A 17,875-nucleotide genomic window follows, 5' to 3' on the forward strand; every position below is an offset into this window, starting at 1 on the left:
CCATGCGTACCCCCGATCAGCACCTCCGAAAGGACGACCGCGCCATGGCGACGGGAAGTTCGAGCACGAGCGGCACCAGAGCCCTCGGCGACCCCACGGGTGACACCGGCATCAGCACGTACAAGGGACAGGAGCGGGCGCTGCGCGCCGGCCGGCTCGGCACGGCGGGCCTGCTGCTCTCCGTGCTCGCCGCGACCGGGCCGCTGATGGTCGTCGCCGGTGTCATGCCCACCACGTACGGCGTGATGGGCGTGGTCGGGCAGCCGCTGCTCTTCCTCGTCCTCGGCGTCGTCCTCGCGCTCTTCAGCTTCGGGTACGCCGAGATGAGCCGGCACGTCCACAACGCGGGCGCCTTCTACGCGTACATATCCCGCGGCCTCGGCGGCACCGCGGGCGCGGGTGCCTCGCTGGTCGCCCTTGTCGCCTACAGCGCCCTGCAGGCGGGTCTGTACGGCATGCTCGGCTTCGAGGTGTCCGGGCTCCTGCGGACGTACGCCGATGTCGAGGTCGCCTGGTGGATCCCGGCGCTCGTCGCGGTCGCCGTCGTCGCGGTCCTCGCCTGGCTGAAGATCGACCTGAACGCGCGCGTGCTCGGCGTGCTGCTGCTCATCGAGGTGGCGCTCGTCGTCATCTTCGACATCGCGGCCATCGCCGACCCGGCCGAGGAAGGCCTGTCGCTGCACGCGTTCAACCCGGAGACGCTCACCGGCGCGGGCGTGGCCACCTCGCTCTGCTTCTGCATCGCCGCCTTCACCGGCTTCGAGCAGGCCCCCGTGTACGCCGAGGAGACCAGCCGTCCGCAGGTCGTCGTCGCCCGCGTGATGTTCTTCGCCGTCGGGTTCGTCGCCGTCTTCTTCGCGCTCAGCTCCTGGGCGCTCACGGTCGCGGCGGGCCCCTCGGGGATCGTCCCGGCCGCCCAGGAACAGAGCGCGGGTTTGCTGTTCAACCTCACCGAGTCCCGGCTCGGCGGCGCCTTCACCGACGTACTCCACGTCCTGTTCGTGACCGGCATGTTCGCGGCGATCCTCAGCTTCCACAACGTCGTCGCGCGGTACGCGTTCGCGATGGGCCGCGAGGGGCTGCTGCCCGCCGCGTTCGGCCGGACCAACACCTCCACCGGCGCCCCCGGCACGGGATCGCTGCTGCAGACCGTCGTCTCCGTGGCGGTCGTCATCGGCTTCGCCGTCGCCGACGACGGCAAGGCGGGCGACCCGACCGCGCCCGTCCTGCACCTGTTCACCTGGGGCGGCAACATCGGCGCGCTCGGCGTGATCCTGCTGATGGCCACGGCGTCCGTCGCCGTCATCGTCTTCTTCGCCCGCCGCGGCGCGGCGCGCGCCCAGGCCTGGCGGATCACCGCGTCCGCGCTCGCGGCGGTCGGCCTGCTCGTCATCGCGGGCTACACCGTCAAGGACTTCGACGTCCTCGTGGGCGCGGGCGAGGGCTCGGCACTCAGCTGGGTGCTTCCGGGCATCGTCTTCGCGGCGGCGGTGATCGGCGTGGTCTACGGAGCGATCCTGCGCTCCCGGAATCCGGCGGCGCATGCGCGGATCGGCCTCGGCAACGAGGCGTTCCAGCTGGAGAAGGCATCGGGCGGCCCCGAAGCGTGACGCCGGACGCCGGAGGGGCTGAAGAACTCAGCCCCTCCGGCGTCCGAGGAGTGGGGTCCGGGCGGAGCCCCGGGAGACGGCGCGCTAGATGACCAACGACAGGAGCAGAACCAGGGCTCCGGCGACGACGGAGATGATCGTCTCCATCACCGACCACGTCTTGATCGTCTGCCCGACGTCAAGCCCGAAGTACTCCTTCACCAGCCAGAACCCGGCGTCGTTGACGTGCGAGAAGAACAGCGAACCCGCGCCGATGGCCAGCACGAGCAGTGCCGTGTGGGAGGTCGACATGTCCGCCGCCAGCGGCGCCACCAGACCGGCCGCCGAGATCGTCGCGACCGTCGCGGAACCCGTCGCGAGCCGGATGGCCACCGCGATCAGCCAGGCGAGCAGCAGCGCGGGGATCGACCAGTCCTTGGAGAAGTCCAGGATCATCTGGCCCACGCCGACGTCGATGAGCGTCTGCTTGAAGCCGCCGCCCGCGCCGACGATCATCAGGACGCCCGCGATCGGGGCGAGCGACTTCTCGACGGTCGTGGAGAGCCGGTCCTTGGTGAACCCGGCCGCGCGGCCCAGCGTGAACATCCCGACGATCACCGCGGCGAGGAGCGCGATCAGCGGCGAGCCGATGACGTCGAAGACCCGCTGCACGGTGGCCTCGGGGTCGTCGACCACGATGTCCACCAGCGCTTTGGCCAGCATCAGGACGACGGGCAGCAGCACGGTGGCCACGGTGGCGCCGAAGCCGGGGCGCTTGGCCAGGTCCTCCGAGGGGCGCTGCGGGATCATCTTCTCCGGTGCGGGTACGTCCACCCAACGCGCGGCGACCTTCGAGAACAGCGGCCCCGCGATGATCACCGTGGGGATCGCGACGAGGACGCCGAGGGCCAGCGTGACGCCGAGGTTGGCCTTGACCGCGTCGATCGCGACGAGCGGGCCGGGGTGCGGCGGGATGAGCCCGTGCATCACGGAGAGTCCGGCCAGCGCGGGGATGCCGATCCGCATCAGCGAGTAGCCGCCGCGCTTGGCGACCATCAGGACGACCGGGATCAGCAGGACGATGCCGACCTCGAAGAAGAGCGGAAGTCCGATCACCGAGGCGATGAGCACCATCGCCCAGGGCATCGCGCGCCCGCCCGCCTTGGCGAGGATCGTGTCGACGATCTGGTCGGCGCCGCCGGAGTCGGCGAGGAGCTTGCCGAGGATGGCGCCGAGCGCGATGAGGACACCCACGCCCGCGACGGTCGAGCCGAGCCCGTCCGTGAAGCTCTTGATGGCCTTGTCGAGCGGGGCGCCCGCGAAGGCCCCCAGCGCGAGCGACCCGATGGTCAGCGCGAGGAACGCGTGCAGCTTGAACTTGGTGATGAGCAGGACGATGACGGCGATGCCCGCGAGGACGGCGATCCCCAGCTGGGCATGGCCCGCCGAGGTGATCGGCTCGACGGGGTCCGCTGCCAGCATCTCGACGCTGAGACTGGTCACGGTCGTTTCCTTGTACGTGGGTGGGGGAGTGCCCCTTCAGGGGCGCGAAAAACTGCGCGACCAGCCACATCCGGCCCGCAGACGAAATACTGCTAGCGGGGTTCGAGGCCGCGAAGCGCCTCGACAGCCCGAGCGGTGATCTCCTCGGGCGTCCCGGCGACATCGACGCCGACACCCGCTTCGTCCGCCCCGAGAGGCTGAAGCGTGGCGAACTGCGAATCGAGAAGCGCCGTAGGCATGAAGTGGCCCTGCCGCTGCGACATCCGGTCCTCGATGAGCTTCCGGTCGCCGGTGAGGTGCACGAAGACGACACCCGGAGCGGCAGCCCGCAGCCGGTCCCGATAGGCCCGCTTCAGCGCCGAACTGCTCACCACCCCGCCCTTGCCGGCCCGGCCATGGGCCCAGGCGCCGATCGCGTCGAGCCAGGGCCATCGGTCGTCGTCGGTGAGCGGCGTACCGGAGGACATCTTCCGGATGTTCTCCGCCGGGTGGAAGTCGTCGCCCTCGGCGTAGGGAACGCCGAGCTTGTCCGCGAGCAGGGGGCCGATCGTGGTCTTGCCGGTGCCTGCCACGCCCATGACTACGACGACGTGGGGGGTGCTCATCGCTGGTGCCTCGCTGTCTTCATGTCCTCATCGACATCGGACGTACGGACCGGGGTCGGAGGGGACCCCGGTCCGCACGTTCACGTCACTGAAACCCATTAGGTCTGACGAATTCAAGAGTCTGTGACATAAAAGTCTGACTTATTGTTCCCGTGGTCCTCCTCGTAGGCTTTCGTCATGACCGCACAGGCCCGAGGGCTGCACTCCCGCGTACTGGAAAGCCTCGGGCCCGCCATCACGGCGGGCGAGTATCCGGCGGGCAGCGTGTTGCGCACGGACGAGCTGGCCCAGCGCTTCGAGGTGTCCCGCTCCGTGATGCGGGAGGCCGTCCGGGTCCTGGAGTCCATGCACCTGGTCGCGTCCCGGCGCCGCGTGGGCGTGACGGTGCTGCCCATCGAGGAGTGGAACGTCTACGACCCGCAGGTCATCCGGTGGCGGCTGGCCGGCGCCGACCGGCCGCGCCAGCTGCGCTCCCTGACCGTCCTGCGCTCGGCGGTCGAGCCGGTCGCCGCGGGGCTCGCGGCCCGGCACGCCACGGCGGCGCAGTGCGCGGAGCTCACCGAGTGCGCGCTCGGCATGGTCGCCCACTCGCGCGGCCACCAGCTGGAGGACTACCTCAAGTACGACGTCGCCTTCCACCGGGTCGTCCTCAACGCCTCCGGCAACGAGATGTTCGCCCGGCTCGGCGATGTCGTGGCCGAGGTCCTGACCGGCCGTACCGCGCACCAGGTGATGTTCGAGGACCCCGACCCGCCCGCCGTCACCCTGCACGTCAAGGTCGCGGAGGCGGTCAGGGAGGGCGACGCGGTCCGCGCGGAGGCGCTGACGCGGGAGATCGCGCTGGGAGCCCTGGAGGAGCTGGACATCCTGGCGCCCTGAGGCCGTGGACCTGAGGCCGCGGGCTGAGGCCTGACGCCCTCGCGCGGTCAGCCACAATGGGCGGCATGTCCCGACGTACCGCACGCGCCTCCCGCGCCGCACGCCCCACGACCTGCCCCTGCGGCCACCCCCTCCCGTACGAGAAGTGCTGCGGCAGGCTGCACCGGGGCGAGGCCTCGGCGAGCACCCCCGAGGAGCTGATGCGGTCCCGGTACAGCGCCTTCGCGGTGCGGGACGAGGGCTATCTGCTGCGCACCTGGCACCCGCGGACCCGGCCGCCCCGCGTGGAGTTCGACCCCGGGATGCGCTGGGTCGGCCTGGACATCGAGGAGACCGCCGAGGGCACCGCGTTCCACTCCACGGGCACGGTCACCTTCCGGGCCCGGTACACCGACGGCGGCCGCCCGGACGCACTGCACGAGAAGAGCCGGTTCGAGCGCGTGGACGGGGCGTGGGTGTACGTGGACGGCACGTTCATCGACTGAGGCTCCTGAGGTTCCTAGGGCTCCTGGGGTTCCTGGGGTTCCGTCACAACACGTCCCCGAACTCGCTCAACACCCCCGGCGGAGCCAGCGCGTTGACGTAGTGCCCAGGCCCGTGGTCCTCGAAGGAGTACGTGAACGGGATGGTCCGCGTCAGCGCGAGCCGCGCCGCGAAGAACGCGAGGGGTGCCACCACCGCGAGCCCCGCGAGGCTGTCCATCTGCGGATAGTGCAGCCCCGGATCGCGCACTTCGGTCCAGCCGCCGTGCCGCTGCCCCCGCGCGAGCGCGGCCAGCGAACGCCCCGCCGCCCGCGCCCTGCGGCCCGCCATCTCCCGCAGCCGCCCGCGCAGCAGATCGCCCGGCAGCGAGACCGCGTCGATCGCCGTCTCCGCCGCAAGGGCCAGCGCGCCGTCGGCCGTCCCGCGCGGCCTGCGGTAGTGGAACTCCCGGCCGAAGGGCGCGTAAGGCCCGACGGGCCGCGGCGGCAGGGCGGGCACGACGTCGCGGTCGAAGATGTACCGCAGGAGGCGGTCGCGCAGGACGTGTTCGCCCCGCGGGTCGGTGGCCCGCGCGCAGGCGTCGGCGAAGTCGGGGCCGCCCAGCAGCGGCTGTCCGAAGGTGTAGACGGCCCGCAGGCGTTCGGCGATCGCGGCGTAGCGGGACTCGTGGGCCAGGACGACGCCCATCAGCGCGGCCATGGCGCCGCCGAGGCTGTGCCCGGTGATGTACAGCGCCTCCATGCCGTGGCCGCGTACGCCCTTCTCCTCCGGGTCGATCGACTCGCCCCGCGCGGCCCGGTCAAGGGCCTGCATGATCAGGTGCCGGGTGGCGCGCATGTTGCGGTAGAAGCCCGCGTGCACCTGGTGCCGCTCGCCCGCGAGGTCCACGGCGAGCGTCTCGGGGCGCACGTCGGCGTCGGTGAGGATGCTGATGATGTCCTCGGGCTGGGTGCCCCGGTAGCAGAGGATCACGACACGGCGGTCCTTGTCCTGCACCAAGTACGCGGCGGAGGCGATGTACATGGCGTCCACGCGCTGTTCGAAGACGCGGCAGCGGTTCTCCTCGAGGCCGAGTCGCGACATCATCATGGCGACGGTCCTGGGGTCGCCCACCCTGCCGGCACCCGCGTACGCGTAGGCGGCGCAGGTCGCCATCGTGTGCGGGACCGGGCCCTCCGTGTCCGGCGGCCCCTTGTCCGCGGCCAGCAGGTCCACCAGGTCCGGGTGGACGGGGAAGACCGTCCGCCCCGGCTCGCCCTCGGTGGGTGTCTTGAAGGGGCGCAGCTCGGCGAAGCTCGGTCCCCTGGCGAAGTCGTTCCGCATGGCGTCCTCCCCGACGGGCCTCGGGCGCACCGGACTTGCGAGCACACCACCGGGCCCGGCGCACCGTCAACCGGATGGCGACGCCGCGTCGGGCACCCGTCGGGACCCGGCCATCCCGTGTACACCGCGCGTGGGACTGGTGGGGAGTGAGGATTCACACGGGGTGTGAACGGGGCACCCATCACTCGTCCTCGCGCGCGCGGGAGGGCCGCCCACGGGCACAAATGCCCTGGCCCGCCCGCCTGTTCGAGGTCTCGGGGTTGTCGTGGACATAGGCGGGAACCGCCGCTGCGGCCGACGGGTGCCGCCAGTAGCGTCTGCCTGCCCCCTGTCCCGTAAGCAGCCCTCCCGTACGCCGCGCGAAGGAAGTTGGCGCCCGATGACCGACACCGGACAGCACCAGCAGAGTCAGAGTCAGAGTTACGAGCGCTACATGGGCGGCAGCCCCGAAGCGGAGCGACGCCTCTTCGAGCGCCTGGCGCAGGAACTGATGAAGGTTCAGGAGAAGAACCGGCGCGCCGCCAAGGCCGCGGGGCCCGAGCGCGCCCTGCATGCCAAGGCCGCCCTCGGCGTGGAGAACGCCCGGCTCCGCTTCCACGACGACCTGCCCGACGCGCTGCGCTGCGGCTTCGCTCAGCCCGGCGCCGAGTACACCGCGACCCTGCGGCTCTCCAACGCGAGCGGCATCCGGCAGGCCGACGGCGCGCCCGATCTGCGCGGCGCCGCCGTGCGCGTGGCCGTCTCCGCCGAGGAGAGCCACGACCTGCTCGCCACCAACCACCCGGTCTCGCACGCCCGTGACGCCCGCGAGTTCGTCGCCTTCGCCAAGGCCATGGCGGGCGCGGCGAGTCCGCTGCAGAAGGCGTTCGGGCTCCTCGTCAAGCTCCCGCTGGCCGTCGGCTTCTCCACGGCCACCCGCATGCGCCGCAACGTCCAGGCCGCCGCCCGGCACACCGTGAACAGCCTCGCGGGCGAGACGTACTGGAGCCGCAGCGCCATCCTGTGGGGTCAGGCGGGCCCGGTGCGCTATCTGCTGCGCCCGGCGGGCAACGGCGCCGCGCGCTCCGGCGGCGAGCACAGCGACCCGCAGTACCTGCGGCGTGAGCTGGAGACCCGCCTCGCCCGGCAGGACGTCGCCTTCGACCTCTGCGTCCAGCGGTACGTCGACGAGCGGCGCACGCCCGTGGAGGACGGCTCGGTGGAGTGGCTGGAGTCCGTGGCGCCCGCCGTGCCGGTGGCCACGCTCACCGTGCCGAGCCAGGACCTCGACACGGCCGACGCGCGGGCCGCCGGGGGACGCGTCGAGGTGATCGGCTTCAACCCGTGGTTCACCACCGACGACTTCCGCCCCCTCGGCAACCTCAACCGCGCCCGCAAGGCCGCGTACGAAGCGAGTGCCGCGTACCGCCACGGCGTGCGCTTCGTCACCGAGGAGCCGCTGCGCAACAAGGTGCTCGGCGCTCCCGTCGGCGCCGCCTTCCGGCTCCTGAACCGCTATGTGCCGTGGTACAAGCTGCCGGTGGAGGCCGGTCTGCTCAACCTCGTCTTCCTGCGCAAGGCGCTGCGCCGCTTCAACCTCATCGACACCGACGTCCACGAGGCGCCGCCCAGGGCCGTGCCCGTGCCCGCCCCGGCCGACGAACAGCTGCGCACCGCCCGCTCCTACGACGGCACGTACAACGACCTCTCCAAGCCCACGATGGGATCCGTGGGCGCCGCCTTCGGGCGCAACCTCAAGCCGGACTACCGGCCCGACCTCTTCGACACCCCGAACCCGGTCACGGTCAGCCGCAGGCTCCTGCACCGCGACACCTTCCTGCCCGCGACCTCGCTGAACGTCCTTGCCGCGGCCTGGATCCAGTTCCAGGTGCACGACTGGGTCAACCACCGCCGCCACAAGATCGGCGGCAAGTCCGTCGAGGTGCCGCTGCCGCCCGGCAGCACCTGGACCAACACCCCCGGCGGGCCCGCCGAGCGCGTGATGCGCTTCGCCGAGAACGAGGGCATCGAGCTGCCGGGCGACCAGCCGCCCATCCTCTTCGCCAACACCGCGTCGCACTGGTGGGACGGCTCCGAGGTGTACGGCGAGAACGAACACACCGCCCGGTTCCTGCGCGAGGCCGACGGCGGCGCCAAACTCCGCCTGGACGAGGGGCACTTGCCCATCGGACAGAACGGCGTCCCGCTGACCGGCTTCTCCGAGAGCTGGTGGATGGGCCTGAGCGCCATGCACACCCTCTTCGCCCGCGAGCACAACGCGGTCTGCGACGCGCTGCGGCACGCCTACCCGTCGATGAGCCAGGAGAGCGTCTACCACACGGCGCGCCTCGTCGTCTCCGCCCTCATCGCCAAGATCCATACGGTGGAGTGGACCCCGGCGATCCTCGCCACCGAGGCCATCGACATCGGCCTGCACACCAACTGGGAGGGCCCGCCGTCCAGTTGGCTCAACAAGCTCGGCCTGTGGCTCTTCGAGTCCCACTCGCTCAAGGGCATCCCCGAGACGCTGCCGGACCACCACAGCGCGCCGTACTCCCTGACGGAGGACTTCGTCACCGTCTACCGCATGCACCCGCTCATCCCCGACGACTTCGAGATGCGCGAGCACCACTTCGGGCAGCGCCTGGAGACCCTGACCTTCAACGACATCCAGGGCGCCGCCGCCGAGGCCGCCATCCGCAAGACGGGCCTCGCCGACACGCTCTACTCCTTCGGCATCGCCCACCCCGGCGCGATCACCCTGCACAACTTCCCGCGCGCACTGCAGCACTTCGAGCGCGAGGGCGAGATCATCGACCTGTCCGTCGTCGACCTGGTGCGCACCCGCAGGCGCGGCGTGCCGCGGTACAACGACTTCCGCGAGGGCCTGCACAAGCAGCGCATCCGGCGCTTCGAGGACCTGTCGCAGGACCCCGAGACCGTCGCGCGCCTCAAGGACGTCTACCGCTCGGTCGACGAGATCGACACCGTGGTCGGCCTGTTCGCCGAGAACCCGCCGCACGGATTCGGCTTCAGCGACACGGCCTTCCGCATCTTCATCCTGATGGCCACCCGGCGGCTGCAGAGCGACCGCTTCCTGACCGTCGACTTCCGCCCCGAGATCTACACCCCGCTCGGCATCGACTGGGTCCAGAAGGGCGGCATGAAGTCCGTGCTGCTGCGCCACTGCCCGGAGCTCGCGGGCCTGCTGCCGCGCGACGCGAGCGCGTTCGCTCCGTGGCGCCAGGTGCAGCCGGTGAAGGACGGGACCGGACGTGCCGGCGGCTGAGGGCGGCCACGGCCACGAGGGCACGGCAGGACATGAAGGGCTGGCCGACCTGTTCGGCCGGCCCCTCCTGGAGACGGTCTGGCGCCGTCGCACCCACCGGGTGAGCCGCGGCGCCGCCGTCCCCGCTGGCTCGATGAGCTACCGCTCGCCCCACGAGCCGCGCCCGCTCACCGAGTTGGAGGAGGCGGTGCTGATCGCGCTGACCGGCTGCACCGGCCTGACCATGCCGGACCGCCCCTTCGACGACCCGCGTGACGGCAAGCCGATCATGGCCAAGCCCAACATGACCATGGCGGGCCGCACCGCCGGCAGCCCGGACAACGCGCAGGGCACGCACTTCTTCCTGATCAACGACTCGGGCACGTACTTCCTGCGCAGACTGCCCCCTGCGCCCTCCGAACCCCTCGACGCCACGCGCCTGGTGGAGCGGGCGCGGCAGGCGAAGGTGCGGGTCCTCGACCACCGCCTGGACGTCGCCGAGGGGCTGCGCGACTTCCCGGCCTACCTGGACTCCAACCGCTTCCTGTCCAACCTCCCGGGAACGACCGTGCTGTTCCCGGTGGTCGACCTCTCCCACCAGTACATCAACGCCCTGATGTACCTGCTGACCCAGCCGGACGACGTCCGTCCCACGCTCGTCGACGACCGCAACTTCTACCGTCCGGCGGGTGTGAAGAAGTGGGTCCGCAACGGCTTCCTCAACGGTGACATCAAGCTGCCGCTGGGCGCGCTCGGCCCGCTGCGCACCCAGATCGAGGCGGACCTGCTCCTGCAGAACCTCATGCTGACCGCCGAGGCGATGGGCCTCGGCGCCTGGATCCACGCCTCCATCAACCCCCAAATAGCCTTGGGCGACCCGAAGTTCTCCCGCACCTACGGCCGGATGCTCGGATTCACCTTCGTCACCCCGCGCTGGCGTCTGCCGGACCTGTGGCGCTGGCACGTCCCGCTGCCCAAGTACGCGGCGGTGCGCTCCCACCCGGTGGGACTCACCTCGCCCGAGGGCGAGCCCCTGATCGAGGCGGCGTGCCCGCCCGCGCACCGCACGATGAGGGAGGCGGTGGACGCGGTGCTCCGCGCCAAGTTCGGCCCCGGCGGCGTCTACGGCGACAAGGACGTCTTCGCCCGCATCTACAAGGAGGAGTACGGCCAGCGGTACCTGGCGGAGGCGAGCGAGTACGAGGACAGGGTCGTCGCCTGTGCGCGGGACATCTGCGAGTACATCCTGACGACGCACCGGCGCTTTCCCGCGCATACGGATGCGATCCACGTTCCAGGGGTATGGCTCCAGGTCCATCATGTGGAGTCGGAGTACTACGAGAGGTACTTCACCAACGGCCTGACGGATGCACACCGTTGCCACGAGAGCCTGTGGGACACCTGACGCTGGTCCACCACGGGGCTCCGCCCCGGGCCCCGCTCCTCAAACGCCGGAGGCTGGATTCTCCGGCCTGGCCGAATCCTCCAGCCCGTCCGGCGGAGCCGGAATGTTCGGGAAGGGGCGGGGTCGGGGAGAGGAACCGCCCTTACGCCAGCGCGGGCACCGCACAGTCGATCAGGAACGGCCCCGGCTCCGCCAGGCCCCGCTTCAGCAGCGCCGCGAACTCCTCGGCCGTGGCGGCCCGTTCCGCGGGAACGCCCATTCCCCGCGCCAGCGCGACGAAGTCGAGCGGCGGGTCGGAGAGGTCGAGGAGGCGGCGGGACCGCGCGCCGTCGGAAACCGCCCCCACCGCCCGCAGCTCCAGATTCAGGATCGCGTACGAGCGGTTGGCGAAGACGACCGTCGTGACGTCGAGCCCCTCCCGCGCCTGCGTCCACAGGGCCTGCGGCGTGTACATCGAGGCCCCGTCGCCGACCAGCGCGAGCACGGGCCTGTCCGGGCAGGCGACCGCCGCCCCGACGGACAGCGGCAGGCCCTGCCCCATCGAACCGCCGGTCAGCGTCAGCCAGTCGTGCGGCGGCGTCCCCGCGGTCGCGCCCGGCAGCCAGATCCCGGAGGTGTTCGCCTCGTCGACGACGACGGCACCCTCCGGCAGCAGCGCCCCGATCACGGCGGCGGCCGACTCGGCGGTGAGATCACCGGAGGGCAGCGCGGGCCGGGCCGCCTCCACGCGCGCGGGGCTCGCGCACGGCCCCACCACTTCGGCGAGCCCTTCGAGCGCCGCCGTCACGTCCTCCGTGCCCGCCGCGAGCACATGCACCCCGCACCCCTCGGGAACGAGGCCGCCGCTCTGCCCGGGGTAGGCGAAGAAGGCGACCGGCGAGGCGGCCCCGGCGAGCACCAGGTGCCGCAAGCCCGCGAGTTGACGCTGCGCGCCCGACGCGAGGTAGGCGAGCCGCTCGACAGCGGGCCGTCCCGCGCCCCGCTCAAGACGGGCGGGAAAGGTCTCGCACAGCAGCTTCGCCCCGGTGGCCGCGGCGACCCGCCCCGCGGCCGCGAGCCCGGCGCCCCGCACCGCCTCCCCGCCGAGCAGCAGAGCCACGCCCTCGCCCTCGCCGGACCGCAGCGCGGCGGCGGCGCCCGTCACCGCGTCCACGGACACGAGCCCGCGCCGCGCCGCGGGCGGACGCGGGGCTGCCTGCGGTTTGCCCGCCTGCGACCAGGACACGTCGGCGGGCACGACCAGCGTCGCGATGGCGCCGGGCGGACCGGTCGCCGCCGCGACGGCGGCGGCGACGTCACCGGCCAGTTCGGTGGCGTAATACGTACGTCGCGTCCAGGCCGACACGGTGCGGGCGAGCGCCCCGATGTCGGACTCCAGGGGCGCGTCGAGCCGCTTGTGGTGCAGGGAGTGGTCGCCGACGACGTTGACGACGGGCGTCGCGGCCCGCCGTGCGTTGTGCAGATTGGGCAGACCGCCCGCGAGGCCGGGGCCGAGGTGCAGCAGCGTGCACGCGGGGCGCCCCGTCATCCGCCCGTACCCGTCGGCGGCGCCCGTCGCCACGCCCTCGAAGAGGCAGAGCACAGGCCGCAGTTCCGGTACCTCGTCGAGCGCGGCGACGAAGTGCATCTCGGAGGTGCCGGGGTTGGCGAAGCACACGCGGACGCCCCCGTCCACGAGGCCGTTGATCAGGATCTGCGCTCCGTTCGGCATGGCGGTCCGCCTCTGCTCGGTGCCGAGGGCGCGCGATGGCCGGCTGCGCCCGGTGCGTGGGGGAGGCCAGTCTTCACGGGGTGCGGGCCGGGGCGGCAGCCGGGATCCGGCCAGCCGCCGGGGGCGTGCCGGGACCGAACCTGCGGCGGTAGTCGGACGGGCTGAGCCCCGTCTCGCGGCGCAGCCTGGCGCGCAGATTGGCGGCGGTGCCGAGGCCGCTGCGGCGCGCGACCACGTCGAGGCGTTCCTCGCCGCGCTCGATGAGTCGGCAGGCCAGGGCCACGCGCTCGCCGGTGAGCCAGGCCAGCGGGGTGGTGCCGAGCTGGGCGCGGAAACGGCGGTGCAGGGTCGCGGGGCTGACCCCGGCGCGGGCCGCGAGCCCGGCCACGGTGAGCGGTCCCGCGCCCGCCCGCCCCGGCTTCGCGACGTCGCCGAGCCGCTCCTGTGCCCAGGCGAGGAGGGGCGCGAGGGAGGCGTCGGGGACGTCGGGCACGGGGCGCTCCACGAACTGCCGCTGGCCGCCGTCCCGGTGGGCGGCGAACACGAGGCGCCTGCTCACGGAGTTGGCGACCTCCGCGCCGTGGTCGCGGCGCACGATGTGCAGGCCCAGATCGAGCGCGGCCGAACTGCCCGCGGCGGTGAGGATGTCGCCGTCGTCGACGAAGAGTACGTCCGGTTCGAGCCGCACGGCCGGAAACCGCTCGCGGAAGGCGTCCGCCCACTGCCAGTGCGCGGTGGCCCTGCGCCCGTCGAGCACCCCGGCCTCGGCGAGCGTGAAGGCGCCGCTGCAGAAGCCGACCAGGCGGGCGCCGCGCGCGTGCGCCCGGCGGACGGCGTCCAGGACGGCGGGCCGCCGGGGCACCTCGGTGTCCGGCCTGTTGGGCACGATCACCGTGTCCGCGGTGTCCGCCGCGTCGAGTCCGGCGACCCCGGTGAGCGTGAAGAACCCGTCCCGCATCAGGGTGTCCGGCTCGGGGGAGCAGAGCGCGAAGTCGTAGAGCTCCCGGCCCAGTTCGGGCCTGCGGAGCCCGAACACCTCGGTCGCGCAGCCGAGTTCGAAGGGGTTGGAGTTCTCGTCGACGATGACGACGACGCGGTGGAGCGGTGTCCGCGCCGCGGGCTGAGAGGATTCTTGCGCCATATGCGATTTCTAGCACTCACGGGGAAGGCGCGCCACGGCCGAGGATCGGCCCATGACCAGCGAACCCGCCGCCATGACCCGCGAATCCGCCGCCATGACCAGCGAATCCGCCGCCATGACCAGCGAATCCGCCGTCAGGACCCGCGAATCCGCCGTCAGGACCAGCGAATCCGCCGTCAGGACCCGCGAATCCGCCGTCAGGACCCGCGAATCCGCCACCATGACCCGCGAACCCGCCACCATGACCCGCGAACCCGCCACCATGACCCGCGAACCCATCTCCCTCGACCGGGCTCTCGACTCCTTCGACGCCCTCTGGAGCCCCCGCATCGTCACCTCCGTCAACGACTACGACGTACGCGTCGCCAAGGTCGAGGGCGAACACCTCTGGCACGTCCACGACGACACCGACGAGTTCTTCCTCGTGCTCGGCGGCGAGCTCCACATCGACCTGCGCGAACCGGCGGGGGAGCGCAGGGTCACGCTCGCGCGGGGCTCGGTCTTCACGGTCCCGCGCGGCACCGAGCACAAGCCGTACGCCCCCGACGGCGCCCGGATCCTCCTCTTCGAGCCCACCGGGACGCCGACGGTCGGCGACCGGCACGAGGAGGTCCCGGACCACGTGGACGCGACGACGGGGCACGCGCTCCGGCTCTGAGAACGGCTACGCGAGCCCGGGGATCATCGAGATGAGCAGGTCGATCACCTTGATCCCGACGAACGGCGCGATCAGCCCGCCCAGGCCGTACAGCGCGAGATTGCGGCGCAGCAGGTCGTGCGCGGACGCCGGGACGTAGCGGACCCCGCGCAGGGCCAGCGGGATCAGCGCGACGATGATCAGCGCGTTGAAGATGATCGCCGAGGTGATCGCCGAGGTCGGGCTGTGCAGGCCCATGATGTTCAGCGCCTCCAGGCCCGGATACGCGCCCGCGAACATGGCCGGGATGATCGCGAAGTACTTCGCGACGTCGTTCGTGATCGAGAAGGTCGTCAGGGCGCCCCGGGTGATGAGGAGTTGCTTGCCGATCTCGACGATCTCGATGAGCTTGGTCGGGTTGGAGTCCAGGTCCACCATGTTCCCGGCCTCTTTCGCGGCCGACGTACCCGTGTTCATGGCCACGCCGACGTCGGCCTGCGCGAGCGCGGGGGCGTCGTTGGTGCCGTCGCCCGTCATCGCGACCAGCTTGCCGCCCTCCTGCTCCTGCTTGATGAGGGCGAGCTTGTCCTCGGGCCGCGCCTCGGCCAAGTAGTCGTCCACGCCCGCCTCCTGGGCGATGGCGCGGGCGGTGAGCGGGTTGTCGCCGGTGATCATGACGGTGCGGATGCCCATGCGGCGCAGCTCGGCGAAGCGCTCCCTGATGCCGTCCTTGACGACGTCCTTGAGGTGGATCGCGCCCATCACCCGCGGCCCGTCCCAGTCGTGCACCGCGACAAGCAGCGGTGTGCCGCCCGACTGCGCGATGGCGTCGGTGTATGCGCGCGCCTCGTGGGGCACGCGGCCGCCGTACATCTCCACCCACCCGATCACCTGCGCCGCCGCGCCCTTGCGGATGGAGCAGCTCGCCCCGTTCTCCCAGCGCAGATCGACGCCGCTCATCCGGGTCTGCGCGCTGAACGCCACGAACCGCGCCTGGCTCAACTCGCCGTCCGCGGGCTCCCGGAGCCCGTACGCGTTCTTCGCGAGGACGACGACGGAGCGGCCCTCGGGCGTCTCGTCGGCCAGTGAGGAGAGCTGGGCGGCGTCGGCCAGGGCGAGTTCGTCGACGCCGGGCATCGGTACGAACGCCGCCGCCTCGCGGTTGCCGAGCGTGATGGTGCCCGTCTTGTCGAGCAGCAGCGTGTTGACGTCGCCCGCCGCCTCGACCGCGCGCCCGCTCATCGCGAGGACGTTGCGCTGCACGAGCCGGTCCATGCCGGCGATGCCGATCGCCGAGAGGAGCGCGCCGATCGTCGTGGGGATGAGGGTGACGAGCAGGGCGACCAGGACCGTCGTGGACTGGGCGGCTCCCGCGTACGAGGCCATCGGCTGGAGCGAGACGACGACCAGGACGAAGGCGACGGTCAGCGCGGCGAGCAGGATGTTGAGCGCTATCTCGTTGGGCGTCTTCTGCCGGGACGCGCCCTCGACCAGGGAGATCATCCGGTCCAGGAACGAGTTGCCGGGCCGCGACGTGACCCGCACGACGATCCGGTCCGAGAGGACCGTCGTACCGCCGGTGACGCCGCTGCGGTCGCCGCCCGACTCGCGGACGACGGGTGCGGACTCGCCGGTGACCGCGGACTCGTCGACCGCGGCGACGCCCTCGACGACCTCGCCGTCGGCGGGGATCGCCTCGCCCGCCTCGACCAGGACGAAGTCGAACGGCTGCAGCTCGGCGGCCGTCACGGCCTCCGTCGTCGCGTGGTCGACGTCGGTGCCGACCCGCCAGTTGTCGCGAAGGCGCAGGGCCACCGTGTCCGTGCGGGCCTTGCGCAGCGAGGCGGCCTGAGCGCGGCCGCGGCCCTCGGCGACCGCCTCGGCGAGGTTGGCGAAGATCAACGTCAGCCACAGCCAGGCGCTGATGACCCAGGTGAACACCGCGGGGTGCAGCACCGCGGAGAGCGTGGTGAGCACGGCGCCGACCGCGACGACGAAGAGCACGGGGGTGCGGACCAGGGCCCGCGGATGCAGCTTGCGCACGGCCTCGGGGAAGGAGGCGATCAGCTGACGGGGCTCGAAGAGTCCGGCGGGGCGGCGGCGTCGCGCGGCGCGCGGGGCGGTGGCGGGGGAGGGCGGGGCCTCGGGGGCGGCCGGTGCCGCGGGGGCGGGGGCGGGGGGAAGCATGCCGAGGAATCTAAGGCTCCGGGAGCGGTGAAACCCCCGGTGACGAGGGGTATTTGCGCCTCCCATACGGATGTCGCGCACTCCGCGTCAAGCCTCCGTCAAGGGCGCCGCGTGCGGCGTCAGGGCGGCGTCAAGGAAGAGCGAACCGGTGTTCGGGGCATCGCAGACTGATCACCACGGGGGACGTCGGCCGCCCGGCCGCGATCACGAGGGGGACGCGGCCGGGCGGGCGTCTTGTCCGCGGGCGCAGTTATCCACGGGCGCCACTACTCAAATTTGACTAGAGTGGATGGCATGGCCGAGAAAACCACCCCCCTCCTCCCGTGCCGGACGATCCAGCCGGTGGTCGACTTCTACACCGCGCTGGGCTTCGAGACGACCTTCGTCCAGAAGAGTCCCTATCCGTACGCCGTCGTCGAACTCGGCGTCATGGAGCTGCAGTTCTTCGGCATGAAGGGGTACGACCCCAAGGAGTCCTACTCCGGGTGCTACGTCGTCACCGACGACGTCGAAGCGCTGCACACCGCCTTCCGCGCCGGACTCAAGGCCGCGTACGGAAGGATCCCCAGTCGCGGCCTGCCCCGTATCGGCCCGCTGAAGGACATGTCCTACGGCATGCGGCAGTTCCTGATGACCGACCCCGGCGGCAACAGCATCCGCGTCGGGCAGCCGATCGGCGAGGACCAGTCGCACCGCCCCGCCCCCAAGGAGACCTTCGCGCGGGCGCTGCACATGGCCGACCTGTTCGCCGACTCAAAGGAGGACCTGCCGGGCGCCGCGAGGATCATCGACCGTGCCCTCGGTCTCACCGGCGAACGTCCCACCCCCGAACAGGAGTTGCGCCTGTTGGTCCTGCGCGGCGACATCGCCCAGCGGCTCGGCGACGACGAGCTGGCCGGGCGGATGCTGACCCGGGCGCAGGAGCTCGCGCTCGGCGAAGCGGAGCGGGAGTCCGCGCGCGACGCCCTCGCGCGCCTCGCGGAGCTGCGGCCGTAGCCGCCCGCGTCAGGGCGCCGTCAAGGTCCGGGGCCAGGACGCCAGAGCCACGTCAAGGGCCGTGCCCCCGGCGGCCGTTGGGGGCACCGGTGAGGCACTCTCCCCAAGGGCGCCCGCCCGGGAGAGAGCCTCGCGGGCCGAGGATGTGGAGCGCCGGAACGATGAGTGA

Annotated in this window: 13 protein-coding genes; 7 read left to right on the top strand and 6 right to left on the bottom strand. The window is 72.0% G+C overall.

Features of this window, described 5'->3' with window-relative positions; translation table 11 throughout:
* Positions 1-44 precede the first annotated feature (44 nt).
* On the top strand, positions 45-1,610 hold the full coding sequence (locus tag AB0B50_RS07845; protein ID WP_362327316.1) for an APC family permease: 1,566 nt from the start codon (positions 45-47) through the stop codon (positions 1,608-1,610).
* Between the two features lie 84 nt (positions 1,611-1,694).
* On the opposite strand, the gene AB0B50_RS07850 is transcribed toward AB0B50_RS07845, so the two are convergent.
* Together AB0B50_RS07850 and AB0B50_RS07855 are read right to left on the bottom strand one after the other, a co-directional pair.
* A complete protein-coding gene (locus AB0B50_RS07850) occupies positions 1,695-3,092 on the bottom strand; it encodes a gluconate:H+ symporter (RefSeq protein ID WP_362327319.1) in 1,398 nt (465 codons plus the stop codon).
* A 92-nt stretch (positions 3,093-3,184) separates the two neighbouring features.
* On the bottom strand, positions 3,185-3,697 hold the full coding sequence (locus AB0B50_RS07855; RefSeq protein WP_362327322.1) for a gluconokinase: 513 nt from the start codon (positions 3,695-3,697) through the stop codon (positions 3,185-3,187).
* 177 nt (positions 3,698-3,874) lie between these two features.
* Between AB0B50_RS07855 and AB0B50_RS07860 the strand changes: the two genes are divergently transcribed.
* Positions 3,875-4,576 carry a FadR/GntR family transcriptional regulator gene (locus AB0B50_RS07860; protein WP_362327325.1) on the top strand — a complete coding sequence of 234 codons (702 nt, stop codon included), beginning with the start codon at positions 3,875-3,877 and terminating at the stop codon, positions 4,574-4,576.
* A 65-nt stretch (positions 4,577-4,641) separates the two neighbouring features.
* A complete protein-coding gene (locus AB0B50_RS07865) occupies positions 4,642-5,061 on the top strand; it encodes a YchJ family protein (RefSeq protein ID WP_362327328.1) in 420 nt (139 codons plus the stop codon).
* A 43-nt stretch (positions 5,062-5,104) separates the two neighbouring features.
* Here AB0B50_RS07865 and AB0B50_RS07870 read toward each other — a convergent pair whose 3' ends face one another.
* Entirely contained in the window at positions 5,105-6,382 is a 1,278-nt protein-coding gene (locus AB0B50_RS07870; protein ID WP_362327331.1) for a lipase family protein, read from the bottom strand.
* Positions 6,383-6,761: 379 nt separating this feature from the next.
* Between AB0B50_RS07870 and AB0B50_RS07875 the strand changes: the two genes are divergently transcribed.
* Positions 6,762-9,650 (top strand): peroxidase family protein, encoded by a 2,889-nt coding sequence (locus AB0B50_RS07875; RefSeq protein WP_362327333.1) that lies wholly within the window; start codon positions 6,762-6,764, stop codon positions 9,648-9,650.
* Positions 9,637-11,034, top strand: coding sequence for a hypothetical protein (locus AB0B50_RS07880; protein ID WP_362327336.1), 1,398 nt, complete (start codon positions 9,637-9,639; stop codon positions 11,032-11,034). Before AB0B50_RS07875 ends, AB0B50_RS07880 begins: the two co-directional genes overlap by 14 nt.
* Before the next feature lie 142 nt (positions 11,035-11,176).
* On the opposite strand, the gene AB0B50_RS07885 is transcribed toward AB0B50_RS07880, so the two are convergent.
* Entirely contained in the window at positions 11,177-12,745 is a 1,569-nt protein-coding gene (locus tag AB0B50_RS07885; RefSeq protein WP_362327339.1) for an acetolactate synthase large subunit, read from the bottom strand.
* A 73-nt stretch (positions 12,746-12,818) separates the two neighbouring features.
* On the bottom strand, positions 12,819-13,886 hold the full coding sequence (locus AB0B50_RS07890; RefSeq protein ID WP_362327342.1) for a helix-turn-helix domain-containing protein: 1,068 nt from the start codon (positions 13,884-13,886) through the stop codon (positions 12,819-12,821).
* Between the two features lie 262 nt (positions 13,887-14,148).
* Here AB0B50_RS07890 and AB0B50_RS07895 point away from each other — a divergent pair, with 262 nt between their 5' ends.
* A complete protein-coding gene (locus tag AB0B50_RS07895) occupies positions 14,149-14,544 on the top strand; it encodes a cupin domain-containing protein (protein ID WP_362328214.1) in 396 nt (131 codons plus the stop codon).
* 6 nt (positions 14,545-14,550) lie between these two features.
* Here the strand turns inward: AB0B50_RS07895 and kdpB are convergent, their stop codons facing one another.
* On the bottom strand, positions 14,551-16,710 hold the full coding sequence (gene kdpB, locus AB0B50_RS07900; RefSeq protein ID WP_362327345.1) for a potassium-transporting ATPase subunit KdpB: 2,160 nt from the start codon (positions 16,708-16,710) through the stop codon (positions 14,551-14,553).
* A 294-nt stretch (positions 16,711-17,004) separates the two neighbouring features.
* On the opposite strand from kdpB, the gene AB0B50_RS07905 reads away from it, so the two are divergent.
* Positions 17,005-17,706: a VOC family protein gene (locus AB0B50_RS07905; protein WP_362327347.1), complete on the top strand. Its 702-nt coding sequence runs from the start codon at positions 17,005-17,007 to the stop codon at positions 17,704-17,706.
* Positions 17,707-17,875: the final 169 nt, after the last annotated feature.

Source organism: Streptomyces sp. NPDC041068 (genome assembly GCF_040647455.1).
Lineage (GTDB): Bacteria > Actinomycetota > Actinomycetes > Streptomycetales > Streptomycetaceae > Streptomyces.

Coding starts and splice junctions, on each gene's coding strand:
- AB0B50_RS07845 (WP_362327316.1), top strand. CDS start 45: ATGGCGACGGGAAGTTCGAGCACGAGCGGCACCAGAGCCCTCGGCGAC.
- AB0B50_RS07855 (WP_362327322.1), bottom strand. CDS start 3,697: ATGAGCACCCCCCACGTCGTCGTAGTCATGGGCGTGGCAGGCACCGGC.
- AB0B50_RS07860 (WP_362327325.1), top strand. CDS start 3,875: ATGACCGCACAGGCCCGAGGGCTGCACTCCCGCGTACTGGAAAGCCTC.
- AB0B50_RS07865 (WP_362327328.1), top strand. CDS start 4,642: ATGTCCCGACGTACCGCACGCGCCTCCCGCGCCGCACGCCCCACGACC.
- AB0B50_RS07870 (WP_362327331.1), bottom strand. CDS start 6,382: ATGCGGAACGACTTCGCCAGGGGACCGAGCTTCGCCGAGCTGCGCCCC.
- AB0B50_RS07875 (WP_362327333.1), top strand. CDS start 6,762: ATGACCGACACCGGACAGCACCAGCAGAGTCAGAGTCAGAGTTACGAG.
- AB0B50_RS07885 (WP_362327339.1), bottom strand. CDS start 12,745: ATGCCGAACGGAGCGCAGATCCTGATCAACGGCCTCGTGGACGGGGGC.
- AB0B50_RS07890 (WP_362327342.1), bottom strand. CDS start 13,886: ATGGCGCAAGAATCCTCTCAGCCCGCGGCGCGGACACCGCTCCACCGC.
- AB0B50_RS07895 (WP_362328214.1), top strand. CDS start 14,149: ATGACCCGCGAACCCATCTCCCTCGACCGGGCTCTCGACTCCTTCGAC.
- kdpB (WP_362327345.1), bottom strand. CDS start 16,710: ATGCTTCCCCCCGCCCCCGCCCCCGCGGCACCGGCCGCCCCCGAGGCC.
- AB0B50_RS07905 (WP_362327347.1), top strand. CDS start 17,005: ATGGCCGAGAAAACCACCCCCCTCCTCCCGTGCCGGACGATCCAGCCG.